Source organism: Streptomyces sp. LMG1-1-1.1 (assembly GCF_040815545.1).
Taxonomy (GTDB): Bacteria; Actinomycetota; Actinomycetes; order Streptomycetales; family Streptomycetaceae; genus Streptomyces.
This window is the reverse complement of record NZ_JBFPNH010000047.1, coordinates 1-25,363: the sequence shown is the minus strand read 5'-3', so window position 1 is coordinate 25,363 and position 25,363 is coordinate 1. Positions and strand designations below refer to the sequence as shown.

At 71.4% G+C, this 25,363-nt stretch carries 24 protein-coding genes and 1 pseudogene; 10 read left to right on the top strand and 15 right to left on the bottom strand.

All coding sequences use genetic code 11. The features are described 5' to 3' along the window. Positions 1-32: 32 nt before the first annotated feature. Entirely contained in the window at positions 33-677 is a 645-nt protein-coding gene (locus tag MRBLMG1_RS26785; RefSeq protein ID WP_367826682.1) for a sulfite oxidase-like oxidoreductase, read from the bottom strand. Positions 678-860: 183 nt separating this feature from the next. Here MRBLMG1_RS26785 and bfr point away from each other — a divergent pair, with 183 nt between their 5' ends. Beyond that, positions 861-1,337, top strand: coding sequence for a bacterioferritin (bfr, locus tag MRBLMG1_RS26780; RefSeq protein WP_043223049.1), 477 nt, complete (start codon positions 861-863; stop codon positions 1,335-1,337). Positions 1,338-1,350: 13 nt separating this feature from the next. On the opposite strand, the gene MRBLMG1_RS26775 is transcribed toward bfr, so the two are convergent. Continuing rightward, positions 1,351-1,605: a (2Fe-2S)-binding protein gene (locus MRBLMG1_RS26775; RefSeq protein WP_367826681.1), complete on the bottom strand. Its 255-nt coding sequence runs from the start codon at positions 1,603-1,605 to the stop codon at positions 1,351-1,353. Positions 1,606-1,727: 122 nt separating this feature from the next. Beyond that, positions 1,728-3,080 carry a class II 3-deoxy-7-phosphoheptulonate synthase gene (locus MRBLMG1_RS26770; RefSeq protein WP_414721646.1) on the bottom strand — a complete coding sequence of 451 codons (1,353 nt, stop codon included), beginning with the start codon at positions 3,078-3,080 and terminating at the stop codon, positions 1,728-1,730. Between the two features lie 154 nt (positions 3,081-3,234). Between MRBLMG1_RS26770 and MRBLMG1_RS26765 the strand changes: the two genes are divergently transcribed. The 3 genes from MRBLMG1_RS26765 to MRBLMG1_RS26755 all read left to right on the top strand — a co-directional run bounded on the left by MRBLMG1_RS26765 (position 3,235) and on the right by MRBLMG1_RS26755 (position 8,169). After that, positions 3,235-6,045 carry an N-acetylmuramoyl-L-alanine amidase gene (locus tag MRBLMG1_RS26765; RefSeq protein WP_367826680.1) on the top strand — a complete coding sequence of 937 codons (2,811 nt, stop codon included), beginning with the start codon at positions 3,235-3,237 and terminating at the stop codon, positions 6,043-6,045. A gap of 95 nt (positions 6,046-6,140) precedes the next feature. Then, positions 6,141-6,197, top strand: coding sequence for a trp operon leader peptide (locus MRBLMG1_RS26760; RefSeq protein ID WP_071892416.1), 57 nt, complete (start codon positions 6,141-6,143; stop codon positions 6,195-6,197). A gap of 100 nt (positions 6,198-6,297) precedes the next feature. Continuing rightward, a complete protein-coding gene (locus MRBLMG1_RS26755) occupies positions 6,298-8,169 on the top strand; it encodes an anthranilate synthase family protein (RefSeq protein ID WP_367826679.1) in 1,872 nt (623 codons plus the stop codon). On the opposite strand, the gene MRBLMG1_RS26750 is transcribed toward MRBLMG1_RS26755, so the two are convergent. The 4 genes from MRBLMG1_RS26750 to MRBLMG1_RS26735 all read right to left on the bottom strand — a co-directional run bounded on the left by MRBLMG1_RS26750 (position 8,166) and on the right by MRBLMG1_RS26735 (position 11,904). Further along, entirely contained in the window at positions 8,166-9,173 is a 1,008-nt protein-coding gene (locus tag MRBLMG1_RS26750) for a 2-hydroxyacid dehydrogenase (protein WP_367826678.1), read from the bottom strand. The genes MRBLMG1_RS26755 and MRBLMG1_RS26750 overlap by 4 nt on opposite strands. A gap of 75 nt (positions 9,174-9,248) precedes the next feature. Continuing rightward, entirely contained in the window at positions 9,249-9,896 is a 648-nt protein-coding gene (locus MRBLMG1_RS26745; protein ID WP_414721648.1) for a response regulator, read from the bottom strand. A gap of 32 nt (positions 9,897-9,928) precedes the next feature. After that, on the bottom strand, positions 9,929-11,140 hold the full coding sequence (gene macS / locus MRBLMG1_RS26740) for a MacS family sensor histidine kinase (protein ID WP_367826676.1): 1,212 nt from the start codon (positions 11,138-11,140) through the stop codon (positions 9,929-9,931). A 32-nt stretch (positions 11,141-11,172) separates the two neighbouring features. After that, complete coding sequence (locus tag MRBLMG1_RS26735; protein WP_370468176.1) at positions 11,173-11,904, bottom strand: lysophospholipid acyltransferase family protein; 732 nt, start codon at positions 11,902-11,904, stop codon at positions 11,173-11,175. 187 nt (positions 11,905-12,091) lie between these two features. Between MRBLMG1_RS26735 and MRBLMG1_RS26730 the strand changes: the two genes are divergently transcribed. Continuing rightward, complete coding sequence (locus MRBLMG1_RS26730) at positions 12,092-12,874, top strand: alpha/beta hydrolase (RefSeq protein WP_367826675.1); 783 nt, start codon at positions 12,092-12,094, stop codon at positions 12,872-12,874. Then, complete coding sequence (locus MRBLMG1_RS26725; protein WP_367826674.1) at positions 12,867-13,592, top strand: hypothetical protein; 726 nt, start codon at positions 12,867-12,869, stop codon at positions 13,590-13,592. The genes MRBLMG1_RS26730 and MRBLMG1_RS26725 overlap by 8 nt, the downstream gene beginning before the upstream one ends. A gap of 101 nt (positions 13,593-13,693) precedes the next feature. On the opposite strand, the gene MRBLMG1_RS26720 is transcribed toward MRBLMG1_RS26725, so the two are convergent. From MRBLMG1_RS26720 to MRBLMG1_RS26695, 6 genes are all read right to left on the bottom strand, one after another. Continuing rightward, complete coding sequence (locus MRBLMG1_RS26720; protein WP_367826673.1) at positions 13,694-14,440, bottom strand: endonuclease/exonuclease/phosphatase family protein; 747 nt, start codon at positions 14,438-14,440, stop codon at positions 13,694-13,696. A gap of 89 nt (positions 14,441-14,529) precedes the next feature. Beyond that, entirely contained in the window at positions 14,530-15,471 is a 942-nt protein-coding gene (locus MRBLMG1_RS26715; protein WP_367826672.1) for an ROK family glucokinase, read from the bottom strand. 66 nt (positions 15,472-15,537) lie between these two features. After that, positions 15,538-15,996: a DUF5304 domain-containing protein gene (locus MRBLMG1_RS26710; protein WP_367826671.1), complete on the bottom strand. Its 459-nt coding sequence runs from the start codon at positions 15,994-15,996 to the stop codon at positions 15,538-15,540. Between the two features lie 41 nt (positions 15,997-16,037). Next, a complete protein-coding gene (locus MRBLMG1_RS26705) occupies positions 16,038-17,168 on the bottom strand; it encodes an ArsA family ATPase (RefSeq protein ID WP_367826670.1) in 1,131 nt (376 codons plus the stop codon). A gap of 31 nt (positions 17,169-17,199) precedes the next feature. After that, on the bottom strand, positions 17,200-17,640 hold the full coding sequence (locus MRBLMG1_RS26700) for an SRPBCC family protein (protein ID WP_367826669.1): 441 nt from the start codon (positions 17,638-17,640) through the stop codon (positions 17,200-17,202). A gap of 89 nt (positions 17,641-17,729) precedes the next feature. Next, positions 17,730-18,497: a metallophosphoesterase family protein gene (locus MRBLMG1_RS26695; protein WP_367826668.1), complete on the bottom strand. Its 768-nt coding sequence runs from the start codon at positions 18,495-18,497 to the stop codon at positions 17,730-17,732. 255 nt (positions 18,498-18,752) lie between these two features. On the opposite strand from MRBLMG1_RS26695, the gene MRBLMG1_RS26690 reads away from it, so the two are divergent. Further along, a complete protein-coding gene (locus tag MRBLMG1_RS26690; RefSeq protein ID WP_367826667.1) occupies positions 18,753-20,549 on the top strand; it encodes an AMP-dependent synthetase/ligase in 1,797 nt (598 codons plus the stop codon). Positions 20,550-20,711: 162 nt separating this feature from the next. Next, positions 20,712-21,239, top strand: a complete 528-nt coding sequence (locus tag MRBLMG1_RS26685) for a hypothetical protein (protein WP_367826666.1) — start codon at positions 20,712-20,714, stop codon at positions 21,237-21,239. On the opposite strand, the gene MRBLMG1_RS26680 is transcribed toward MRBLMG1_RS26685, so the two are convergent. After that, positions 21,223-22,365 (bottom strand): glycosyltransferase family 4 protein, encoded by a 1,143-nt coding sequence (locus MRBLMG1_RS26680; RefSeq protein ID WP_367826665.1) that lies wholly within the window; start codon positions 22,363-22,365, stop codon positions 21,223-21,225. The genes MRBLMG1_RS26685 and MRBLMG1_RS26680 overlap by 17 nt on opposite strands. A gap of 91 nt (positions 22,366-22,456) precedes the next feature. On the opposite strand from MRBLMG1_RS26680, the gene MRBLMG1_RS26675 reads away from it, so the two are divergent. Both MRBLMG1_RS26675 and MRBLMG1_RS26670 read left to right on the top strand, forming a co-directional pair. Next, positions 22,457-23,734 carry a glycosyltransferase 87 family protein gene (locus MRBLMG1_RS26675; RefSeq protein ID WP_367826704.1) on the top strand — a complete coding sequence of 426 codons (1,278 nt, stop codon included), beginning with the start codon at positions 22,457-22,459 and terminating at the stop codon, positions 23,732-23,734. Positions 23,735-23,788: 54 nt separating this feature from the next. Further along, positions 23,789-25,240, top strand: coding sequence for a DUF2079 domain-containing protein (locus tag MRBLMG1_RS26670; RefSeq protein ID WP_367826664.1), 1,452 nt, complete (start codon positions 23,789-23,791; stop codon positions 25,238-25,240). A 22-nt stretch (positions 25,241-25,262) separates the two neighbouring features. Here MRBLMG1_RS26670 and MRBLMG1_RS37475 read toward each other — a convergent pair. Further along, positions 25,263-25,363: pseudogene (locus MRBLMG1_RS37475) on the bottom strand (IS982 family transposase); the annotation flags it as partial.

Sequence of the window (25,363 nt, the reverse complement as noted above, 5' to 3'; positions counted from 1 at the left end):
CGCGCCGAGGGACCCTCGACGGTCCGGAGCCGCTACAGCTCCGGGCCGTCTCCCGGTTCCTCCTGGTACGAGTAGCGCTGCTCCGTCCACGGGTCGCCGAGGTTGTGGTAGCCGCGCTCCTCCCAGAAGCCCCGGCGGTCGGCGGCCATGTACTCCACGCCGCGGACCCACTTGGGGCCCTTCCAGGCGTACAGGTGCGGGACGACGAGGCGGAGCGGGAAGCCGTGCTCGGCGGTGAGCAGCTCCCCGTCCTTGTGGGTGGCGAAGATCGTGCCGTCGGCGGCGAAGTCGGCGAGCCGCATGTTGGCGCTGTAGCCGTACTCGGCCCAGACCATCACATGGGTGGCCGAGGGCGCCGGCGGGGCGAGCTCCAGGATCGTACGGGCCGCCACGCCGCCCCATTCGGAGCCGAGCATGCTGAACTTCGTGACGCAGTGCAGATCGGCCACGACCGAGGAGAACGGGAGCGCCGAGAACTCCTCGTGGTTCCAGCACCGCTTGTCGCCGTCGGCCGTCGCCCCGAAGACGCGGAACTCCCAGCGGTCCGGCTTGAACTTGGGTACGGGCCCGTAGTGGGTGACCGGCCAGCCGCGCTGGAGCCGCTGGCCCGGCGGAAGATCCGGCGAACGATCCGGCTGCCCCGCTTCCCGGTGTACTCCGCTCTCCGGCTGACCCATGTCATCCATGGTGACAGACGGCGAGGGGTGGTCATGACCAGCCGACCTTCCACCCGATCCGATTCGGGCAAGTCCGACTAAGCCTGCACTTACTGGACGCCCCCCATTCGGGGTGCGAGGATGCGGCCATCCTGCCCAGTGACGGCGTATACACACAGCGTGGAAGTGGAAGGAGCCTCTGCGATGCAGGGCGACCCCGAGGTCCTCGAATTCCTCAACGAGCAGCTGACCGGCGAGCTGACGGCCATCAACCAGTACTGGCTGCACTACCGCATCCAGGACAACAAGGGGTGGACGAAGCTCGCCAAGTACACCCGTGAAGAGTCCATCGACGAGATGAAGCACGCGGACAAGCTGACCGAGCGCATCCTGATGCTCGACGGCCTGCCCAACTACCAGCGGCTCTTCCACGTGCGCGTCGGCCAGACGATCACCGAGATGTTCCAGGCGGACCGCCAGGTCGAGGTGGAGGCGATCGACCGCCTCAAGCGGGGCATCGAGGTGATGCGCGCCAAGGGGGACGTCACGTCGGCCAACCTCTTCGAGGAGATCCTCGCCGACGAGGAGCACCACATCGACTACCTGGACACGCAGCTGGAGCTGATCGAGTCCCTGGGCGAGGCGCTCTACATCTCGACGCTGATCGAGCAGCCGAGCTAGTCCGGGGAGTCCCTCAGGCCGCTTCGCCGAGTTCCGCGACGGTGTCACTCTCGGAGGCCAGGGCGGGCATGCCCTGGTCCACGAGCTCCCGTCGCGGGCAGTTGCCGCGCCCGAGAATGGCCTGAATGCGACGGACACAGGAACCGCAGTCCGTTCCGGCCTTGCAGGCGGATGCGATCTGGCGGGGAGTGCAGGCGCCCGCGTCCGCGTGGTCCTTGACCTGCTTCTCCGTGACACCGAAGCATGAGCAGACGTACACGCGGTTCACCTCCCGCCGAGATCGATAAGGCTAACCTAACCTTACCCGGCGGCCCGGAGCCCCAAAAGCCCCCGATACCACGATGGGGCGCGGATCACATGGATCCGCGCCCCATCGTCGTGGGTATCTACTTACTGATCGCGGTACATCTCCGCCACCAGGAACGCCAGGTCGAGCGACTGGCTCCGGTTGAGGCGCGGGTCGCAGGCCGTCTCGTAGCGCTGGTGCAGGTCGTCGACGAAGATCTCGTCGCCGCCGCCCACGCACTCGGTGACGTCGTCACCGGTGAGCTCGACGTGGATGCCGCCCGGGTGGGTGCCGAGACCCTTGTGGACCTCGAAGAAGCCCTTGACCTCGTCGAGCACGTCGTCGAATCGACGCGTCTTGTGGCCGGAGGCGGCCTCGAAGGTGTTGCCGTGCATCGGGTCGGTGACCCACGCGACGACCGCACCCGACGCGGTGACCTTCTCGACCAGCTCGGGGAGCTTGTCGCGGACCTTGTCGGCGCCCATGCGGACGATGAAGGTCAGCCGGCCCGGCTCGCGGTCCGGGTCGAGGCGGTCGATGTACGTCAGCGCCTCGTCCACCGTGGTGGTCGGGCCGAGCTTGATGCCGATCGGGTTGGCGATCCGCGAGCAGAACTCGATGTGCGCGTGGTCCAGCTGACGGGTGCGCTCACCGACCCAGACCATGTGACCGGAGGTGTCGTACAGCCTGCCGGTGCGCGAGTCCGTACGGGTCAGGGCACCCTCGTAGTCGAGCAGCAGCGCCTCGTGGGAGGCGTAGAACTCGACCGCCTTGAACTCGGCCGGGTCGGTGCCGCAGGCCTTCATGAAGTTCAGCGCGTTGTCGATCTCGCGGGCGAGCGCCTCGTAGCGCTGGCCCGAGGGGGACGACTTCACGAAGTCCTGGTTCCAGGCGTGCACCTGGCGCAGGTCGGCGTATCCACCGGTGGTGAAGGCGCGCACCAGGTTGAGCGTCGAGGCGGACGCGTTGTACATCCGCTTCAGGCGCTCGGGGTCCGGGATGCGGGACTTCTCGTCGAAGTCGAAGCCGTTGACCGAGTCGCCCCGGTACGTCGGCAGGGTCACCCCGTCGCGCGTCTCGGTGCCCTTGGAGCGGGGCTTCGAGTACTGGCCGGCGATGCGGCCGACCTTCACCACCGGCACGGAGGCCGCGTAGGTGAGGACGGCGCTCATCTGGAGCAGCGTCTTGAGCTTGGCCCTGATGTGGTCGGCGGACACGGCGTCGAAGGCCTCGGCGCAGTCGCCGCCCTGGAGCAGGAACGCCTCGCCACGGGCGACGGCTCCCATCCGGGCGCGCAGCTGGTCGCACTCGCCGGCGAAGACGAGCGGAGGATACGACTCGAGGTCCGCGATCACATCGCGCAGAGCCTCGGCATCGGGGTACTCGGGCTGCTGCGCCGCGGGCAGGTCTCGCCAGGTCGCCTCGGCGACGGCGTGGGAATCAGCGTTCACGGTCACGCGCACCACATTACGGGGTTCTTCGTCCGGTCCTGTCCCCCTGACCAGTGGCTGAGACGCACGCCCGAAATGTCACCCGGTGCCGTTCACGCCTTCGAGTGGTGTTACCCTCTGGCCCGTTTCACAAGAACACAGTCGAACCACAGGGGTGGGCGTGACCCAGAGGCACCGCAGGGACCGCAAGAAGAAACGACTCTTGTACGGAGCGGCGGCAGCCGTCGTCGCCACCGCCACGATCGGCACCATCGCGGTCGCCTCTCCGGGCCTCCTCGGCGCGGCCGGCGACACGTCCGGAGGTGACCCTTCCCTCCAGGCGCAGTTCGCAAACGCGGCACGCGAGTTCGACGTGCCGCAGAGCGTGCTGATGGCGGTGTCGTACCGCCAGACGCGGTGGGAGTCGCACGACGGCGTGCCCAGCACCACGGGCGCGTACAACGTCATGGGTCTGACCAAGGTCGACCCGGAGGACGTCGAGCGGGACACGGACGAGCACCTGCTCGACCTCATGAACCGAAGCGGCGACCCTCGCATCGAGAAGAAGTTCGACAAGCAGAAGGCGCTGGCCGCTCTCCCCGAGAAGCCGGTCGACACCGCCGACCCCACCCTCCACACCCTGGACAAGGCCGCCGAGCTGATCGACAGCTCGACCGACTCCGTCCAGAAGGACAGCGCGGCGTCGATCCGCGCCGGGGCCGCCCTGCTCGCCGAGTACCAGAAGCAGGCCGGCGCCGAGCTCTCCGACGACGCGGGCGACTGGTACCCGGCCGTGGCCCGCTACAGCCAGTCGACCGACCGGAAGGGCGCCGACCTCTTCGCGAAGCGCGTCTTCGAGTCGATCAAGACGGGTGAGCGCGAGGTCACCGCGGACGGCGAGCAGGTCGTCCTGCCGGCGGATCCGTCGGTGAATCCGGTGCAGCCGTCCAACGTGCCGCTCGCGGCGGGCTTCGCGAGCACGACCGAGAACCCGCCGGTCGAGTGCCCGTCGGGCCTGGTCTGCACCTTCGATCCGGCCGCCTACTCGCAGAACGACGGCAACTACAACATCGCGAGCCGTCCCGCGAACGGCTTCGACGTCCGCCAGATCGTCATCCACGACATCGAGGGCAGCCACGACGCGGCGGTGACGGTCTTCAAGAACCCCACCAGCTACGCCAGCGCCCACTACATCGTGCGCAACGACGGTCGCGTGACCCAGATGGTCGAGACCAAGAACGAGGCGTACCACGCGGGCAACAAGACCGTGAACATGCACTCGATCGGCATCGAGCACGAGGGCTACGCCATCAAGGGCGGTGGCGGCTGGTACACCGAGCCGCAGTACGAGTCCTCCGCGGCCCTCGTGAAGTACCTGGCGGCGAAGTTCTCGCTCCCGCTCGACCGCGAGCACGTGATCGGTCACGACGACGTGCCCAGCATCCTGGACACCAAGGTCCAGGACCACTGGGATCCGGGCCCGTTCTGGGACTGGAACCGCTTCATGGCCCTGCTCGGCGCGCCCACCGGCGCCGGCGGCGCGGGCGGCCTGCTCCAGACCGGCCAGCTCGTGCGCGTGGTCCCGCCGTTCACCTCGGCCAACCAGCCGACGCTGACGTACACGGAGGACGGCACCACCAAGACGGCCCCCGCCCAGCCGGTCAACTTCGGCTACCTCTACTCGGAGCCGGTGGCCGACCCGGCGAAGTCCCTGACCGACCCGTACTTCTCGTCCCTGTGGTCGCAGGGATCGAACTGGGGCAACAAGGTCACGGCCGGCAGCACCTACGTCGTCGCCGGCACCTCGGGGACCGACTGGACCGCCATCTGGTACGGCGGCAAGAAGGCGTGGTTCCGCAACCCGGGCGGCCAGTTCACCGCGCCCGTGGGCACGACCGCCCAGACGGCGATCACCGCCAAGGACGGCGCCACCTCGATCCCGGTCTACGGCCGCGCCTACCCCGAGGACGCCGCCTACACCGGCACGGGTGTCCCGGTACAGGCGAGCAACAACGCGTCGCTGACGAAGTACAGCCTCGCCGCCGGGCAGATGTACGCGAAGGCCGGCAACGCCGTGCCGGGCGACTACTACTACAGCGCGTACAACGTCGACGGCACGCGGGTCGAGGGCAAGACCAACATCTTCATCCCGATCCGCTACAACCACCGCCTGGCGTGGGTGAAGGCGAGCGACGTGAAGGAGGTCGCCACCAAGGCGCCCGTCTCCACCACCAACCGCTACAACCTCCTCGCCCGTGACGGCTCCGGTGTGCTCTGGCAGTACCAGGGCACCGGGAAGGCCTCCGCGCCGTTCCTGGCGCGGTACAAGGTGGGGACGGGGTGGAACGCGTACAACCTGGTGACGCCGCTGACGGCGCTGCGGGCGGACGGTACGGGCGATGTGATCGCGCGGGAGCCGAGCGGGGCGCTGTGGTACTACCCGGCCAGTGGGAACCCGTCGCAGCCGTTCAAGACGCGGGTGAAGGCGGGCACCGGGTGGGGTGTGTTCAACCAGGTCGTCGGTGTGCGGGACCAGACCGGCGACGGGATGCCCGACGTGATCGGGCGGGAGAGCTCGGGCGTGCTGTGGCTGTACCCGGGCACCGGGAACCCGAGCTCGCCGCTGGGGCCGCGCCTGAAGGTGGGTACGGGCTGGCAGACGTACAACAGCATCGTCAGCACCGGTGACCTCACGGGTGACGGCAAGCCCGACGTCATGGGCCGCGACACGACGGGCGCGTTGTACCTGTACAACGGCACCGGCGTGGCATCCAAGCCGTTCGGGCCCCGGCTCAAGATCGGCACCGGCTGGCAGACGTACAACACGGTCCTCGGCCCGAGCGACCTGAACACGGACGGCCGTCCGGACGTCATCGCCCGGGACGGAGCGGGTGCGCTGTGGCTGTACGCCAACAACGGCAGCCCGACGTCACCGTTCCCGCCGCGTGCGCAGGTCGGCAGCGGCTGGCAGATCTACAACCTGATCTTCTGATCGGGTAGTCGGCCCACGGCCTCCGGGGCCCGGCCCGCACCGTCCAGGGTGCGGACCGGGCCCCGTTCCGTGCCCGGCTGCGTTACAGTGCTCGCATGTTCGCGCCTCAGATCCAGAACTGGTGGTGGACCGCTCATCCGGCGGCCCACTGACTGCGCGTACAGCGAACGCACACAGGCCGCCCCGAGGGGCGGCCTTTCTCGTACCCGGGCCGTTCCCCTCCGCACTCCACCGGAAGGAACGACGCACCCCATGGACCTCTCCCGTCTCCTCGACGACGACTGCCCTCCCTTCGCCCTGCTGCGCAGGCGCACCCCGGGCCGCGACCACGACACCGTCGAGGTCCTGATCGGCCCCGTCCACGAGGCCGAGCGCCTCGCGGACCTGCCGGTGGGACCACTCCCGACGCTCGCGCTCGTGCCCTTCCGGCAGATCCGGGAGCGCGGCTTCGACGTCCGTGACGACGGCACCCCGCTCTCCGTGCTCGTCGCCGAGGAGTCGTACGAGCTGGCGCTCACCGACGCCCTCGAAGCGCTTCCCGCGCACGACGTGACGGTCGAGGACGGCCGGTTCGACGTCTCCGACGAGGAGTACGCCGGGACGGTGCGCCGGGTCATCGACGAGGAGATCGGCTCGGGCGAGGGGGCGAACTTCGTCATCCGGCGCACCTACACCGGCGAGATCCACGGCTTCGGGCGGGCCGACGCGCTCGCCCTGTTCCGGCGGCTGCTCGCGGGCGAGCGGGGCGCGTACTGGACGTTCGTCGTGCACACCGGCGACCGGACGCTCGTCGGGGCCAGCCCCGAGGTGCACGTGCGGATGTCGGGCGGGACGGTCGTGATGAACCCGATCAGCGGCACGTACCGCTACCCGGCCGGTGACGCCCCGACCGCCGAGGGCCTGCTCGCCTTCCTCGCCGACCGCAAGGAGACGGAGGAGCTCTCCATGGTGGTCGACGAGGAGCTGAAGATGATGTGCACGGTGGGCGACATGGGCGGGGTGGTGATCGGCCCGCGCCTGAAGGAGATGGCCCATCTCGCGCATACCGAGTACGAGTTGCGCGGACGGTCCTCGCTCGACGTGCGGGAGGTGCTGCGGGAGACGATGTTCGCGGCGACCGTCACCGGCTCGCCCGTCCAGAACGCCTGCCGGGTGATCGAGCGTCACGAGACCGGCGGCCGCGGCTACTACGCGGGCGCGCTCGCGCTGCTCGGCACGGACGAGAGCGGGGCGCAGACGCTCGACTCCCCCATCCTCATCCGCACCGCCGACATCGACGCGGGAGGGCGGCTGCGGGTGCCCGTCGGGGCGACCCTCGTCCGGCACTCGGAACCCGCCGGCGAGGTGGCCGAGACGCACGCCAAGGCCGCCGGAGTGCTCACCGCGCTCGGTGTGCGGGAGGGCCGGCCGGCCGGCGGCGACGCCCCGGCGCCCGTGCGGCTCGCGGACGATCCCCGGGTGCGGGCCGCCCTGGACGCGCGCCGGGCGGACCTCGCGCCGTTCTGGCTGAAGATGCAGGTCAGGTCGGCGGAGCTGGCCGGGCACGCGCTCGTGATCGACGCCGAGGACACGTTCACGGCGATGCTGGCGCACGTGCTGCGCTCGTCGGGCCTCGAGGTGTCGGTGCTCCGCTACGACGAGCCGGGACTGCGGGAGCTGGCGCTCGCCCACGAGGGGCCCGTCGTGCTCGGCCCCGGCCCCGGGAACCCCTCGGACACCGCCGACCCCAAGATGCGCTTCCTGCGCGCCCTGACGGCCGAGCTGGTGCGGGACCACCGCCACGGCCTGCTCGGCGTCTGCCTCGGGCACGAGCTGATCGCCGCCGAGCTCGGCCTGGAGATCGTCCGCAAGCGGACCCCCTTCCAGGGGGCCCAGTTGAGGATCGACCTCTTCGGACAGGAGCGGACCGTCGGCTTCTACAACAGCTTCACGGCCCGCTGCGACGACCGGTCCGCGACGGAACTCGCCCTGCACCGGATCGAGGTCAGCCGCGACGAGGACACGGGCGAGGTCCACGCGCTGCGCGGACCGGGCTTCGCGGGCGTCCAGTTCCACCCGGAGTCGGTGCTCACGATGGACGGTGCGGCCCTGACGGCCTCGCTCCTCGCCGGGGTACTGGTCTAGGCAGCGGGAGCGTCCCTCGGGACCAGGACGTTCTCGCTGCGCCGCCCGGCGGTGTAGTCGAGGACGTTCCGGACCGTGGTGTCGATGATCTGGCCGACCGCGTCGACGGTGTAGTAGGCCTGGTGCGAGGTGACCAGGACGTTCGGGAAGGTGACGAGGCGGGCGAGGGTGTCGTCCTCGACGACCTCAAGGGACTTGTCGAGGAAGAAGAGCCCGGCCTCCGCCTCGTAAACGTCCAGGCCGACGCCGGCGAAGCGGCCGGCCCGGAGCTCGGTGACGAGGGCATCGGTGTCGACGAGTCCGCCGCGGCTGGTGTTCACCAGGATCGCGTCGTTCTTCATGGACGCGAGGGCGGCGGCGTCGATGAGGTGCCGGGTGGCGGGGAGCAGCGGTACGTGGAGGCTGATGAGGTCGGCCTCGGCGAAGAGCCGCTCCTTCTCGACGTACGTCATGCCGAGCGCGGCGCAGGCGGGGTTCTCGGCGACGTCCCAGCCGAGCAGCTTCATGCCGAAGCCGTGGGCGATCCGGGTGAAGGCCTCGCCGATCTTGCCGGTGCCGAGGACGCCGACGGTACGGCCGCGCAGGTCGCGGCCCATCAGCCCGTCGAGGCGGAAGTCGAAGTCGCGCGTGCGGATGGAGGCGCGGGTGATGCGGCGGTTGACGGCCATCGCGAGGGTCCAGGCGAACTCGGCGACGGAGTAGGGCGAGTAGTTCGAGACGCGGGCGACGGTGAGGCCGAGGCGTTCGGCGACGTCCAGGTCGATGTTGTTGAAGCCCGTGGAGCGCTGGGCGATCATCCGGGTGCCGCCGGCGGCGATGGTCTGCAGGACCCGGTGGTCGAGGCTGCAGTTGACGCTGGTGGAGACGGTCTCGTAGCCGGCCGCGATGGGGGCGGTGTCCTCGGTGAGGAAGACGTTCAGGGAGCGGACGTCGTGGTGGCCCTCGAACGCCTTCTCGATGAGGGGCTCCTCGTCCGCCTGCACGCCGAATGCCAGGATCTCCACGGATTTCCCCTCGTCGCCTTGGGCCGCATATGCACGAATATCGCGAATATACGGCCCAGCGCCCCGCCGGGCGTCTCAGGCGTCGTCGAGCCCGCGCTCGATGGCGTACCGGACGAGCTCCACCCGGTTGTGCAGCTGGAGCTTGCCTAGGGTGTTCTGCACGTGGTTCTGCACCGTCCGGTGCGAGATCACCAGGCGCTCGGCGATCTGCTTGTAGCTGAGGCCCTTGGCGACGAGCCGCAGGACCTCGGTCTCGCGCTCGGTCAGCTGCGGGGCCTTCGGTTCGCCGCCGCCGGCCGCCGGGGCGGGCTCGGAGGCGAGCCGGCGGTACTCGCCGAGGACGAGCCCGGCGAGACCGGGGGTGAAGACGGGGTCGCCGACGGCGGTGCGCCGCACGGCGTCGGTCAGCTCCTCCGTACTGGCCGACTTGAGGAGGTAGCCGGTGGCGCCGGACTTGACCGCCTCCAGGACGTCGGCGTGCTCGCCGCTCGCCGAGAGGACGAGGACGCGTAGGCCCGGGTGCGCGCCGACCAGTTCCTTGCAGACCTGGACGCCCGGTTTGACCGGCAGGTTGAGGTCCAGGACGAGGACGTCGGGCGTCGCCGCCGTGGCCCGGCGTACGGCCTGCTCTCCGTCGCCCGCGGTGGCGACCACGTCGAACCCCGCCTCGGCGAGGTCGCGGGCGACCGCGTCCCGCCACATCGGATGGTCGTCGACGACCATCACCCTGATCCGGCGCTCGGCCTGCTGCTCGCTCACTTCTCCCCTGCCTTTCCCCGTGGGACCTTCAACTCGACTTCCGTGCCCTGGCCCGGTACCGAGATCAGCTCGGCCGTGCCGCCCAGATCCCGCAGCCGGCCCCGGATGGAGAGGGCGACGCCCATCCGGCCCTCGCCCTCGGCCTGGGTGAGACGGCCCTCGGGGATGCCGGGGCCGTCGTCCCTGACGGTGACGATCACCTCGTCCGGCCAGTCCTCGACCAGGATCCACGCGCAGGCGTCGTCGCCCGCGTGCACCCGCACATTGTCCAGGGCGGCGCCGACCGCGGCGGCCAGCTCCCGGGCGGCGGGCGCCGGCAGCAGGACCGGGGCGCCCGGCTCGGAGAGGGTGACGCGGGCCCCGGCGCGCGGGGCGAGGAGCAGGCGCAGGTCGACGGGTGTGTCGTCGCCGGGCTCCTCGTCGACCTCGACGATCCGGACGACCGCCCCTTCGGACTCGTCCTCGGAGACCAGGCTGGGGCGGGCGAGCCCGCCGGCGACGAGGGTGCGGAGCGCCACTTCCTGCTCCCCCGCCATCCGGCCGAGTTCGGCGGCCTCGCCGCCGAGGGCGGTGCCGCGCCGCTGCACCATGGCGAGGACCTGGAGGACGCTGTCGTGGATGTCGCGGGCGAGCCGTTCCCGTTCCCGGGTGGCGGCCTCGATCTCCAGGGCGCGGGCGAGGGTGCGCTCGGAGGCGCGGGCGACCTCGACGACGTAGCCGATGGCGATGGAGGCGACGCAGACGAGCAGCACGTTGTGGAGGGTGTCGCGGCTGGGGTGGCCGCGCTCGACGATGTTGGCGACGGCGACCAGGGAGGAGGCGACTCCGGCCCAGCGCCAGCCGCCCTTGATCGCGTACGCGAGGACGGAGCCCGCGGTCCATATCGACGGCAGCGTGGGGCCGTCGACGGTCTGGGCCTGGGCGTCGGCGAGCGGGGTGAGGAGGATGCCGACGAGGGCGATGGTGAGGTCGGCGACGAGGAAGCGCTTGGTGCAGCTGGCCGCGTTCGCCACCTTGGGGAGGGTGACGAGGGTCCAGACGCACAGCACCGCCAGGTAGCCGACGACGATCCAGGGTCGCTCGAACGCGCTCCGGCCGAACACGAACAGCAGGACCGCGTAGACCATCGTCAGGACGCGGTAGCCGGTCAGCGCCCGCCACAGCGGCTGCTCGACCGACATGCGCACGACACGCTCGCGCTTGGCCATCTCCCCCACCCCTGGAAAACCCTCGCGGGGAGCTACGCGCCGGACTCTTCCCGAGCGGCGATCTCGGCCTTGACGGCCTCCTTGGCCGCCTTCTCCGCGTCCGCGATCTGCCGCTTGGCGGCGGTCGCGTAGATGTCGACGTACTCCTGGCCGGACAGCTTCATGATCTCGTACATGACCTCGTCGGTCACCGAGCGGAGGATGAAGCGGTCCCCCTCCATGCCCTGGTAGCGGGTGAAGTCCAGCGGCTTGCCGATCCGGATCCCGGGGCGCATCAGCTTGGGGACGACCTTGCCGGGCGGCTGGATCTTCTCGGTGTCGATCATGGCGACCGGGATCACCGGCGCGCCGGTGGCCAGGGCCACGCGGGCGAGACCGCCGGGCTTGCCCCGGTAGAGGCGGCCGTCGGGCGAACGGGTGCCCTCGGGGTAGATGCCGAAGAGGCCGCCGCCCTCGATGACCTCGATGCCGGCCTTGATGGCCGCCTCGCCGGCGCCGCGGGCGCCCGAACGGTCCACCGGGAGCTGGCCGACGCCCTTGAAGAAGGCGGCGGTGAGCTTGCCCTTCACGCCGGGCGTCGTGAAGTACTCGGCCTTGGCGATGAAGGTGACCTTGCGGTCGAGGACGGCGGGGAGGAAGAAGGAGTCCGAGAAGGAGAGGTGGTTGCTCGCCAGGATCGCCGGCCCTTCGGCGGGAATGTTCTCCAGACCCTCCACCCAGGGCCGGAAGGCAAGCTTCAGAGACCCTCCGAGGGAGAACTTCATTGCGCCGTAGATCAACTCGCCATGCCTTCCGTGTGCCGTGGCCCCGACTTTATCCCGTACCGACGTACGCCCTCCGCTACGGCCCTGGTCGGTGTCGGTCCGGTCGCGTAACGTGAAGGTCCTTCCCCATCTTCCGTCGCTCCGGCGCCCCCGAACACGCCGGAGTCGCAACGAACAGGAGACCCCGGTGCCGGTCCTTCCCGGAGCCGAGCCGTACCGCCATGAAGGCGGAGAGGTCGGCGTCCTTCTCTGTCACGGATTCACCGGTTCCCCGCAGTCGATGCGCCCGTGGGCCGAGTATCTGGCCGAGCGCGGGCTGACGGTGTCGGTGCCGCTGCTGCCCGGCCACGGGACCCGCTGGCAGGACATGCAGGTCACCACCTGGCACGACTGGTACGCGGAGGTGGACCGGGCGCTGCGCGAGCTCCTGGACCGGTGCACGACCGTCTTCGTCTTCGGCCTCTCCATGGGCGGGGCGCTGACCCTGCGGCTCGCGGCCCGGTACGGGGACGCGGTGAAGGGCATCGTCCTGGTCAACCCGGGGAACAAGGTGCACGGCCTGGCGGCCCACGCGCTGCCGGTGGTCCGGCACCTGGTCCCGTCGACCAAGGGCATCGCGAGCGACATCGCCAAGGAGGGCGTGGCCGAGGTCGGCTACGACCGGGTGCCGCTGCACGCGGCGCACTCCCTGCGCCAGTTCTTCAGGACCGTGGACGGGGAGCTTCCGCAGGTCACGCAGCCGGTGGTGCTGCTGCACAGCCCCCAGGACCACGTCGTGCCGCCCGACGACTCGGCCCGGATCCTCTCCCGCATCTCCTCGACCGACGTCCGGGAGATCCTGCTGGAACAGAGCTACCACGTCGCGACGTTGGACCATGACGCGGAGCGGATCTTCGACGAGAGCCTGGCCTTCGTCGAGCGCCTCGCGCCGGGTCTTGTCGACGGAAAGGGGAGCAGGAGCGGTGGCTGAACAGCAGGACGGCGGCGAGCGGGAGCCGCAGCCCATCGACGAGGAGGCGGCCTGGGCCGCCATCGTCGCCGGGTACGGCCAGGAGCCCGCGGACCCGCCGGGGGCGAAGCCGTTCCGGCCGATAGAGAACCTGGCGCTGCCGGAGCCCGAGGACGAGGACGGCGACGAGCCCGACGGGGAGGTCCGGCCCGTGCGGCCGAGGCCCGCGGTCGGGAAGGGCACGCCCTGGAAGCCGCGGCCGAACACCGGGGACACGACCCCGCCGAAGGCCTCGGACGAGCCCGGGACGGAGGGCGGGCCCGGGACGGACGACGCTCCCGAGGCGGGCGACGGGCCCGAGGCCGGTGACGGGCCGGAGCGGCCCGCGCTGGGCAGCTCGATCGTCTTCGCGCCCGGGGTGCGGCCCGCCGGACCCCGTGACTACGCGCCCGCCGAACCGGACGACGCCGCGGGCGGTTCCGACGAGGGCCACTTCGTCCCGCCGGAGCCGCCCCCGCTGCCCGAGGCCGACGTGACGACCAGGTTCGCCTGGCTCGCCGTGGTCGGCGGCCCGGTCCTCATGCTGGTGGCCGTCCTCCTCCAGTGGGACATGACCTGGTGGCTGACGACCCTCTGCATCGGCGGCTTCCTGGGCGGTTTCGCCACCCTGGTCGGCCGCATGAAGCACGACGACGATGACGACGGCTTCGACGACCCGGGCCGCGGGGCGGTCGTCTGACCCTCCCGGCGCCGCCCTCGCACCGGTAGGCGCACGGGTGTAGGGCGGCCGCGCCGGGCTCCGGCCGCCGGAGACGTGGCGCGGGCACCGGCGCCTGCCGTTCAGTCCGTCGCGGGGACGCGGACCGCCGCGAGGACCGGCAGGTGGTCGGTGGCGGCCCGCAGGTCCGCCGGGTCGAGGTGCGGGGGGACGCCGCAGCCGAGGAACTCGACGCCCGGCGTGGCCAGGATCGCGTCGATGCGCTGGTGGGGGTCGCCGGGGGTCCAGGTGTGCTCGCCGCCCCAGGGCGCTGCCTCCCAGCCGTCCCGGAGTTCCGTGGTCAGCCGCGTGAAGGCGGGACCGCCGGGGCGTTCGTTCAGGTCGCCGGCGACGATCGTGTACGGGGTGCCCAGGGCGGCGACCCGGTCGAGGACCATGCCTGCCTGGGCGTACCGCTCGTCCTTCCGCAGGCTCAGATGGCAGCTGATCAGCCCGACCCGGGCCCCGGCGAAGCGGACGACGGCGGTCGCCAGGCCGCGGCGGTGGAGGCCGGGGGTGAGCGGCAGCAGGACGTCCTCGGTGCGTTCGACGGTGGCGCGCAGGGAGCAGAGCAGCAGGGGTCCGGCCGCGGGGGCGCCGCCGCCCAGGACGACGAGGTTGCTCCTGGCGGCGAGCCGGGCGGCGTGCTTGCGCCAGCGGAAGAAGCGCGGGGCCTCCTGGACGAGGACGACGTCAGGGGCGCAGGCGCGGATGACCCGGGCGAGGGCGTCCTCGTCGTCGCGCAGGGAGCGGACGTTGTAGCTCATGACCCGGAGGACGGCCGACCCGTCGTCCCCGGTGCTCGACTCGGGCAGTGCGCTGATCGCCATGCCGGGCAACATACGCCGACCGCCCGCCGGGTCCGTGGGGACGCGGCGGGCGGTCGGCGTATGCCTTCGAGGGCTTCTTCGTGCGGCGGTCAGCCCTGGCGGGCCAGGTCCGCGGCGCCGACGAGGCCGGCCTTGTTGCCGAGCTGGGCGGCGAGGACCTGGGCGTGCGGACGCCACTGGCCGCCGATCAGCCAGCGCCGGAAGGACTTGCGGATCGGGTCGAGGACGAGGTCGCCCTCGTCCGAGACGCCGCCGCCGACGATGAACGCCGACGGGTCGAAGAGCGAGGCCAGGTCGGCCAGGCCGGCGCCGGCCCAGCGGGCCAGCTCGCGGAAGGAGTCGACGGCGACCGGGTCGCCGGCGCGGGCGGCCTGGCTGACGTGCTTGCCCTCGATGCCCTCCGGGGTGCCGTCGCCGAGACCGAGCAGGATCTCCGCCCGCTCCGGGGTGGCGTTGGCGCGCTGCTTGGCGTACCGGACGAGCGCGCGACCGGAGGCGTACTGCTCCCAGCAGCCCTGGCTGCCGCAGCCGCACAGCAGGCCGTCGGGGACGACCCTGATGTGGCCGAATTCGGCGGCCACGCCGAAGCGACCGCGGCGCAGCTTGTTGCCGATGATGATGCCGCCGCCGAGGCCGGTGCCGAGGGTGATGCAGATGACGTCCTCGTGGCCCTGGCCGGCGCCGAACCTGTACTCGCCCCAGGCCGCGGCGTTGGCGTCGTTCTCGACGACGACGGGCAGGCCGACCCGCTGCTCGACCTTGTCCTTGAGCGGCTCGTGGCGCCAGTCGATGTTCGGCGCGAAGAGGACGGTGGCACGCTTGTCGTCGACGTAGCCCGCGGCGCCGATGCCGACGGCCTCGATCGAGTGGCCCTTGCCGGCCTCGGAGACGGCAGCGCTGATCGCGTCGACGATCCCCTCGGGGGTCGGCGGGGTGGGCACCTTGTGCGTGTCGAGGATCTTGCCGTCCTCGTCGACCACGCCGGCCGCGATCTTCGTGCCGCCGATGTCGACGCCGATGGTGAGTCCCATGTGTCCCTCAGTTTTCGGTCGAGCCCCGCTAAGGCCCACCGTACCCGAGGGCGGGACGGCTACTGATCAGTCAAGGTCGATGTGCTGGCCGGTTCCGGGCCCTTCGTCGTCCTTGCGCGGCTCGTCGGCGTCCGGCCGGGGCCCGTCGGCTTCGCGGCGCGGGTCGTCCTCGGCCACGGGGCCGCCCCGGGTCCAGCGGGTCTCGTGGCCCTCGACGGCCGAGCGGTAGGCGGCGAGGAGTTCGCTGCCTGCGGCGGCGAGGTGGTCGAAGACCTGCGGGTTGCGCTCGACGACGGGCTCGACGACGGCCTTCGCCTGGTTGACGAGCTGCTGCACGGTCTGCACGGCCTGGCCCGCGAGGGGGTTCCCGAGGCCACCGGAGACCTTGTCGGCGACGGCCTCGAAGAGCTTGCGGAACTCCTCGGTGGGCGAGCCCGGCTCCGCCCCGCGCTGCGCCCTGCGGCGGGCCTTCTCCGCGTCCAGGTCCTCGGCGCACGCTTTGGCCCAGGCGTCCGAATCGCTCATGGCGCACTCCTCACTGGCTGGTACTTCGACGGTACACGGCCTCAGGAACTGCGCGGCCACAGTCCCGGGTCGGGTGTGAAGCGCACGCGGAGGTCCCCGTCGACGAGGCCCGCCCCGGTGACGGTGCAGCGGCGCAGGGCGCCCGGCAGGGGGATGTTGCGGCGGAAGGGTCCGACGGTCAGCAGCAGTTCGTCGCCGCGCCGGACGAGCGCGAGTTCCTCCTTGACGGCGCCCGGCAGGGCGATGTGCCAGACGAGCACGCCGTCCTCGTCCCGCCGGTCCTCGACGGGCCAGCGCGGTACGGGCACGGGCGGGGCGTCCGGCCGTACGGGCGCGAGGAGGGCGAGGTCCTCGGCTCCGCGCGGCTCCCGCCCGAGGTGCGGGAGCTCGTACAGGACGTCGGTGGCGGTACGGAGCTCGGCCAGGTGCCGGTGCTGCTCGGCGGTGAGTCCGGCGAGCCAGGGGTCCTCCGACGCGGCGGGCAGCAGCCGGTTGGCGACGACGGCCTCCAGCGCGAGGCCCTGGAGGGCGAGCCCCAGCCGTGCGGTGCGCACGGCCCGGACGGCGGCGGGGCCGGGTTCGAACACGAGCCGGACGCCGGTCCCGGGGGCCTCGACGACTGCCTGGACGGCGGCGAGCTCCGCCTCCCAGCGCCCGGTCGTCTCGTACAGCCACTGCGCGGGCATCGGGACGCCGGCGAGCTGCGCCAGCATCGGGCGCAGGGCGCGGGCGGCCTGCCGCTCGGGCGGGAGGAGGCGGCGCACATAGCGGCGGAGCTGCTCGGGCAGCGCGAGGACGGCGAGCGCGTCCGCCGTCGGCGGCAGGTCGACGACGGCGACGTCGTGATCGCCGCGGGCCGCGTCGCGCACCGCTCTCAGCAGCGCGAACTGTCGGCTGCCGGGCAGCTCCGTCAGCTCCGCGTCCTCGAACGGCGCGGCACCGAGGAGGTCGAGTGCGGCCGCCGACCTCGCCTGGAACCCGAGGAACTCCCGTCGGAAGTCGGCCGCGGGATCGGGCCGCAGCACCGTGAGCCCTGCGCCTTCCACGCTCGCGTCGGCGTCCTCGGAGAGGAGCGCCACCCGCTTCCCCGCGCCCGCCTCCGCGAGGGCGGTCGCGGCGGCGACGGTGGTGCGCCCCGCGCCGCCGGGCCCTGTGACAAGGATGATCCGCATGCGGAGGACGTTACCCGCGCCCTCCGAGGGGTCACGCGCCGGATTCGACGCGCTTCTTCAGGCCGGCGAGGGCGCGGTCGATGATGACCTTCTCGGCCTTGCGCTTGATCATGCCGAGCATGGGGATCTTGACGTCGACGGTGAGCTGGTAGGTGACTTCGGTGCGGGCGCCGTCGAGCGGGGCGAGCCGGTAGGAGCCGTCGAGGGAGCGGAGCATCTGCGACTTGACGAGGGTCCAGCTGACCTCGTTGGCGCCGGTCCAGGTGTAGGCGAGGGTGTGGTCGTCCTTGATGGCGCCGGCGTCGAGGAGCAGCCGGACCTTCTCCGCGCGGCCGGAGCCGTCGGTCTCCAGGACCTCGGCCTCCTTCACCTCGCCGGTCCACTCGGGGTAGCGGGCGAAGTCGGCGATCACACCCATGACGTCGGCCGGTGCCGCCTCGATGGTGATGCTCGAGCTGGTGTGTTCGGCCATCGCGGTGGCTCCTCCACGGTGCGGTCCGGCGGAAGTGAAAGGGCACAGTCGTGCCTACGGCAGGCTATCGCGCCCCGACTCCGGCCCCGTCACCACTCCAGCGCGAAGGGTGTGCCGGTCGAGGCGAAGTGGCCGACGTTCACGCACTCGGTCGCGCCGATCCGCATGCGCCGCGCGAGCGGCTGGTGGACGTGGCCGAAGAGGGCGTAGCGGGGCCGGACGCGGTGGATCGCGTCGAGCAGGGCCCGGCTGCCGCGCTCGAAGCGGCGGGCGACGGTGTCGTAGGTCAGGTCCGGCACGTCCGGCGGGATGTGGGAGCAGAGGACGTCGACGTCCCCGAGCGCCTCGACCTTCGCCGCGTACTCCTCGTCCGAGATCTCGTACGGAGTGCGCATGGGGGTGCGCAGGCCGCCGCCGACGAAGCCGACGGTGAGGCCGCCGAGCTCGATCCGCTCGCCGTCGAGGACGGTCGTGCCCGGCCCGGCGAAGTCGGGCCAGAGCCGGGGGATGTCGACGTTGCCGTAGGTGGCGTACGTGGGGGTGGGGAAGGCGGCGAAGAGTTCGGCGTACTGGCGGCGCACGGCGGCCTCGATGGCGGTGTCCCGGTCGACGTCGAGCCCGGCCCAGAGGCGGCGCCCCAGGTCACGGGCCTCGTCGAAGCGGCGGGCGGTGCGCAGCTCGACCAGCCGGTCGGCGTTCTCGGTGCCGAAGAGGTCGGGGAAGATCCCGCGGCTGTGGTCGGCGTAGTCGAGGAAGAGGACCAGGTCACCGAGGCATATCAGGGCGTCGGCGCCCTCTCCGGCCTTGGCGAGGTCGTCGGCGTTGCCGTGTACGTCACTGACCACATGGACTCGCATGAGCCCACCTTAGGGGGTGTCACCTGCGGTTACTTGGGAGTCGCGAAACAGGTGGATTACTGTGCGCAGAGCACCGCCACATATGTGTGACGCACGGAACATCTGGTCGGGACCCCCTATCGGGAACCGCGTACTGGTGGGTAACGTCCGGGCAGTCCAGTCGTGCTCATCCCCACTGAGCACCTGCCCGAACATGGACTTCACCGGTGCATCACACAGAGCCGTGGCGCCGGCGCCCGATGAGGAGCAGCAGTCTTGCGCGAGTTCAGCCTTCCGGCCCTGTACGAGGTCCCCGCGGACGGCAACCTGACGGATCTCATCCGCCGCAACGCCTCCCAGCATCCAGACGTCGCCGTGATGGGGCGCAAGGTCGACGGCGTCTGGACGGACGTCACCGCCACCCGGTTCCTCGCGGAGGTCCGCGGGGCCGCCAAGGGCCTGATCGCCGCGGGCGTGGAGCCGGGCGACCGGGTCGCACTGCTCTCCCGCACGCGTTACGAGTGGGTCCTGCTCGACTTCGCGATCTGGAGCGCGGGCGCGGTCACCGTGCCCGTGTACGAGACGAGCTCGCCGGAGCAGATCCAGTGGATCCTCGGCGACTCGGGCGCGACCCTGGCGCTCGTCGAGAGCGCCGCGCACCTGGCCTCGGTGGAGTCCGTACGCGCGAACCTGCCCGAGCTCAAGGGCGTCTGGCAGATCGAGGACGACGCGGTCGCGCGGCTCACGGCCACCGGCGCGGACGTCTCGGACGAGCTGCTCGACGCGCGCATGTCGGCGGCGAACGCGGACGACCCGGCGACGATCGTCTACACCTCGGGCACGACCGGCCGCCCCAAGGGCTGCGTCCTGACCCACCGGGCCTTCTTCGCCGAGTGCGGCAACGTGGTGGAGCGGCTGAAGCCCCTCTTCCGTACGGGCGAGTGCTCGGTGCTGCTGTTCCTGCCGGCCGCGCACGTCTTCGGGCGGCTCGTCGAGGTCGCGTCCGTGATGGCGCCGATCCGGCTCGGCTGCGTCCCGGACATCAAGAACCTCACCGACGAGCTGGCCTCGTTCCGGCCGACGCTGATCCTGGGCGTGCCGCGGGTCTTCGAGAAGGTCTACAACTCGGCGCGGGCGAAGGCCCAGGCCGACGGCAAGGGCAAGATCTTCGACAAGGCCGCGCACACGGCCATCGCGTACAGCCGGGCGATCGGCACCCCGCAGGGCCCGTCCCTCGGGCTCAAGCTGAAGCACAAGGTCTTCGACAAGCTGGTCTTCAGCAAGCTGCGAGCGGTGCTCGGCGGGCGCGGCGAGTACGCGATCTCGGGCGGCGCGCCGCTGGGCGAGCGGCTCGGCCACTTCTTCCGGGGCATCGGCTTCACGGTCCTGGAGGGCTACGGCCTGACGGAGTCGTGCGCGGCGACGGCGTTCAATCCGTGGGACCGGCAGAAGATCGGCACGGTCGGCCAGCCCCTGCCGGGTTCGGTGGTGCGGATCGCCGACGACGGCGAGGTGCTGCTGCACGGCGAGCACATCTTCACGGAGTACTGGAACAATCCGGCGGCGACGGCCGAGGCGCTGGCGGACGGCTGGTTCCACACGGGTGACATCGGCACGCTCGACGAGGACGGCTACCTCGCGATCACCGGCCGCAAGAAGGAGATCCTGGTGACGGCGGGCGGCAAGAACGTCGCGCCGGCGGTCATCGAGGACCGGATCCGGGCGCACGCGCTGGTCGCGGAGTGCATGGTGGTCGGCGACGGGCGCCCGTTCGTGGGCGCGCTCGTCACCATCGACGAGGAGTTCCTCGGCCGCTGGGCCGCCGAGCACGGCAAGCCGGCGGGTTCGACGGCGGCCTCGCTCCGTGACGACGCGGAGCTCATGGCGGAGGTCCAGCGGGCGGTCGACGACGGCAACGCGGCGGTCTCCAAGGCCGAGTCGGTCCGCAAGTTCCGTATCCTGCCGGCCCAGTTCACCGAGGAGGCGGGCCACATCACGCCGTCCCTGAAGCTGAAGCGGAACGTGGTGGCGAAGGACTTCGCGGACGAGATCGAGGCGATCTACCAGGGCTGAGGCCCTCGGCGGGTGCACTGTCCGGCCGGAGGCCCGGAGCGATGTCGCTCCGGGCCTCCGGCCGTTTCGCGCTGCTCGCCTTCCGCCCCGGCGGCGCCCGGGCACACTCCTCCCACCCCTCGGACTTGAACACGTTCAACTCCGGGTGGCAGGATGCCTCACGTGAAGACCACGAGGGGAAACGCGGCGCGCGCGCTCACGAGGTACGGGGCGGTGGCGGCCCTGCTCGCCACCCTGACCGCCTGCCTCGCCGGGCCGGCCCAGTACTACGCGGGGACGGACGTCCACGACGCCACAGCGGCCGAGGTCGCCGGGGCCTGGGAGTCCACGGAGGGCACAGCGATGACGCTGCGCCCGGACGGGACGGCGACCGTCACCCGGCTCGACGGCGAGGACTTCGACTTCGACCAGGGCTGGCGGCTCTCCGGCCAGGGCACCTGGTCCCTCACCGACGACCGGGACGGGCAGGAGGTGCGCCTGGAACTCACCGCGCGCACCAAGGTCGACCACCGGGCCGACGCGACCATGCCCCTGCCGGACGGCACGGACGCGCCCACCACCTACACCTGGCGCTTCTACGTGGACCGCGACGAACGACGCAAGCCCGTCCTGTTCTTCTTCTTCGGCGACCCCGACAGCGGCAGCAGCTACGTCATGACGCGCGAGCCGTCCGCTACAGCAGCTCCCTGAGACGCTCCGCCAGCAGGTCCCAGCGCCACTTCTCCTCGACCCAGGCACGACCCCGCTCCCCCATCCGCGCCCGCAGTTCGGGGTCGAGGAGGAGGGTCGTGACGCGGTCGGCGGTGTCCTCCGGGACGTCACCGCGGACGACCCAACCGGTCTCGCCGTCGAGGACGGCGTCGGGGGCGCCGCCGGAGTCGCCGGCGACGACCGGAAGCCCGGTGGCCGAGGCCTCCAGATAGACGATGCCGAGGCCCTCCACGTCGAGGCCGCCGCGCCGGGTGCGGCAGGGCATGGCGAAGACGTCGCCGGCCCCGTAGTGGGCGGGGAGTTCCGACCAGGGGACGGCGCCGGTGAACCGTACGGATCCGGCCACACCGGTCTCCGCGGCGAGGCGCCGCAGATCCTTCTCGTACGGGCCGCCGCCGACGATCAGGAGGACCGCGTCCGGCACCCGGGCCAGGATTCGCGGCATCGCCCTGAGAAGGGTGTCCTGGCCCTTGCGCGGGACGAGCCGGGAGACGCAGACGACGACGGGACGGTCGCTGAGCCCGAGCCGGGCTCGGACCTCGGCGCCGCCCGAGCCGGGGTGGAAGGTCTTCTCGTCCACCCCCGGCGGGAGCTGCACCATCCGGTCGGCGGCGGCGGGCGTGAGGGCCGCCGCGATCCGGGATCGGGTGTACTCGCCGAGGTACGTGATCGTGTCCGTGCCCTCGCCGATCCGGCGCAACAGCTGCCGGGAAGCGGGGAGTTGGGCCCAGCCCGCCTCATGGCCGTGCGTGGTGGCGACGAGCCGCCGCGCTCCCGCCCTGCCCAGGGCCGGAGCCATCAGACCGAGCGGTGCGGCGGCACCGAACCACACGGACTCACAGCCGTGTTCGCGCAGCAGCGCGGTGGCGCGGGCCGTGACCCGAGGGGTCGGCAGCAGCATGGTGGTGCGATCCCGGACGACCGTGAAAGGCTGTTCGGCGTCGAACGCGGCCGTCGCCTCGATCCCTTCGCGGCTGCGCTTCCACGTGGAGGCGTAGACCACGATCCGATCGGGATCCAGGCGGAGCGCCATGTTGTGCAGGAAGGCCTGGATTCCGCCGGGACGCGGCGGGAAGTCGTTGGTTACGATCAGGGTCTTGTGCATCGTGGCCGACAGTACCGCGAGCGCGCGCACCGCCCGGCACCACCACTTCCTCCCGTACGAACGAGCCGACAGGACAGGAACCAGGACGGTCATGACGGGTGCGGCGGGCAACGACTCCTGGATACACCTGCGGCTCCCCCTCTTCCTCTGGGGTCTCACCCGGATCATCGTGCTGCTGTGCGCCTTCAAGGTCGTGGTGGTCCCGGGCCCCGACGTGACGTGCGAGGTCGGGGAGATCTACCAGGGCTGGTCCGAGGTCCTGAGGTCCGGGACGTACCCGCTGGACGACGCGACCTGGCAGTACCCGCCGGCCGCCGCGTTCGCGGTCCTCGCGCCCGCACTGCTGCCGTTCCTCGGCTACACGGCCGCCTTCTTCTCCCTGGCGTTCCTGTGCGACGCCTTCGTCTTCGGGCTCCTCGTGCGTACGGGCCGCCGTCCCGGCCGGTCGATGCGGGGCGCCTGGCTGTGGCTGGCGGCGGTGCCGCTGCTCGGCCCGACCGCGTACGCCCGCTACGACATCATGGTGGCCGCCGTCGCCGTGGCGGCCCTGCTCGCCGCCGTCCGCAGCCCTCGGACGCTCGGTGTGCTCGCCGGTTTCGGCGCGGTGCTCAAGGTGTGGCCGGCGCTGCTGCTCGCGGGTACCCCGAAGGGGCCGGTGACCTGGCGCTCCTGGCGGGTGGCGGCGGGCGCGGGTGCCGCGGTCCTGCTGTGGTGCGTGGTGTGGATGCCGGGGTCGCTGGCCTTCCTCTCCTACCAGAGCGAGCGGGGCACGGAGGTCGAGTCGCTGGGCGCGACGGTCTTCCACGTGGCCAGGCACTTCGGTTGGGACGGCGTGGCACGGATGAACTACGGCTCGATGGAGTTCATCGGCCCGTACGTCTCGTGGGTCTCGGCCGGCGCGATGGGCATGACGGTCGCGGCCTTCGGCTGGCTGGCGCTGTGGCGGTTCAGGGCCCGCCGCTTCGTCTCCTCGACGATGGCGGACGCGGCGTTCGTGGCGGTGCTGCTCTTCACCGTGACGAGCCGGGTGATCTCGCCCCAGTACATGATCTGGCTGTTCGGTCTCGCCGCGGTCTGCCTCGCCTACCGGTCGAGCAGGATGCGCCGCCCCGCCCACCTGGTGCTGTGGGCGACCGCCGTGACGCAGTTCGAGTTCCCCGTCTGGTTCTGGCACGTGACGGAGAGCGATCCGCTGGGCCTCGCGGTCCTGTTCCTGCGCAACGGCCTGCTCGTGGCCGCCGCCTTCTCGGCCTGCCGCACGCTGTGGCGTCACACGGTGACGGAGGCCGTCGTGGTCCGGATCCCCGTCCCGGCGGACCGGCCGGAGCGCGAGCGGGTACTGACCGGTTCCGGCTCGTCCCGTCGATAGGTGCCGGTGCTACCCTGATGGACCTTTGCCTCCCTGTTAGGTTTCCCTGCTGACATGAACAACCCGAATATCTCGGTCGACACGCTTCAGCGGCGCGCGGGGGCAGGGGTCACCGGGACAGCCGTACGGGAATCACGGCAGGCCCCGGCGGGGACATTCTCGAAGCCCGCGTACCTGGTCGCCGGTGCTTTCTTCCTGGCGTATCTGCTCCTGTCGCTACGGCGCCACGCGGCGAACCTCTCCACGGGCTACGACCTGGGCATCTTCACGCAGATCGTGAAGTCCTATTCGGAACTCTCTGCTCCGTATTCGCCCCTGAAAGGGCCCGAATACAACACCCTCGGTGACCACTTCCACCCGATCCTCGCCCTGCTCGCTCCGGCTTATCGGGCATTTCCGTCCAGCTATACGCTGCTCGTCTGCCAGGCGGCCCTCGTCGCCTTTTCCATAACCCCCTTGATGAAGTGGGCGTACGAGGCCAGGGGCCGGAAATTCGCCTACTGGATCGGTGTCTCGTACGGGGCTTCCTGGGGCCTCGCCAAGCTGATCTCCTTCGACTTCCACGAAGTCGCCCTCGCCGTACCGCTGCTGACGCTCTCCCTCTGCGCCGCCGGGCGGCAGAACTGGCGCGCGGCCCTCCTCTGGTCGCTTCCGCTGGTGCTGGTCAAGGAGGACCTCGGTCTCACGGTCGCCGCGATCGGCGCCTACGTGGCCTGGAAGGGGCCGCGGACCGCGGGGCTCGCCGTCGCCGCCTTCGGGGCCGCCGCGACGGCCCTGGAGATGCTGGTGATCCTCCCGTACTTCAATCCCGTCGGGAAGTTCGCCTACTGGCCCGCCCCGACCCCCGAGGAGACGGGCCTGCTGATGCAGGCCGCCGAGGCCTTCTGGCCGCCGGTCAAGTGGCTCACGGTCCTCATGATCGTCGCCCCCACCGGATTCCTCGCCCTCCGCTCCCCGCTCCTGCTCGTCACCCTGCCGACGCTGGCCTGGCGCTTCACCTCGCCGAACCCCTTCCACTGGGGGACGGACTTCCACTACAGCGCCGTCCTCATGCCCGTCGCCTTCGCCGCCGCCGTCCACGCCGTCGCCACGGGCCGGGTGACCGCGCGCGCGTTCCTGCCCGCCTGCGTCATCGGCGCGGTCACCACCGCCGTCACCTTCTTCACCCACCCCCTGCACGAACTCGTGCTCCCGCGCACCTGGAGCGAGTCCGCCCACGTCAGGACGGCGGACGAGTTGCTCGCCGAGATCCCCGACGGCGCGACCGTGGCCGCGTCCAACCGCCTGGCCGCCCAGCTCGCCGACCGCGCCACCGTCAGCGAGATATGCCTCTTCCCCCGGTCCTTCCCGCCGTCCGAGCCGCCCCAGTGGCTGATCTACGACGACACCGACCCCAGCGACCCGGACTGCGCCGCCGGCAAGGCGATGGAAGCCGCCACCCCGGACGTGCCCGGCTACCGCATGGTCGCCCGACGGGACGGGATCTCCCTCTTCAGTAAGAGCTAGACGAGTAAGTCCGAAGTGCTGGTCAGTGGTCGTAGGCGATGAGTGACCTGGTCAGGGCTGTGGTGTTGGCCCGGTTGTGCCAGATGGCGGCGGTCAGGGCCAGGATGCGTTGTCCGACGCGGG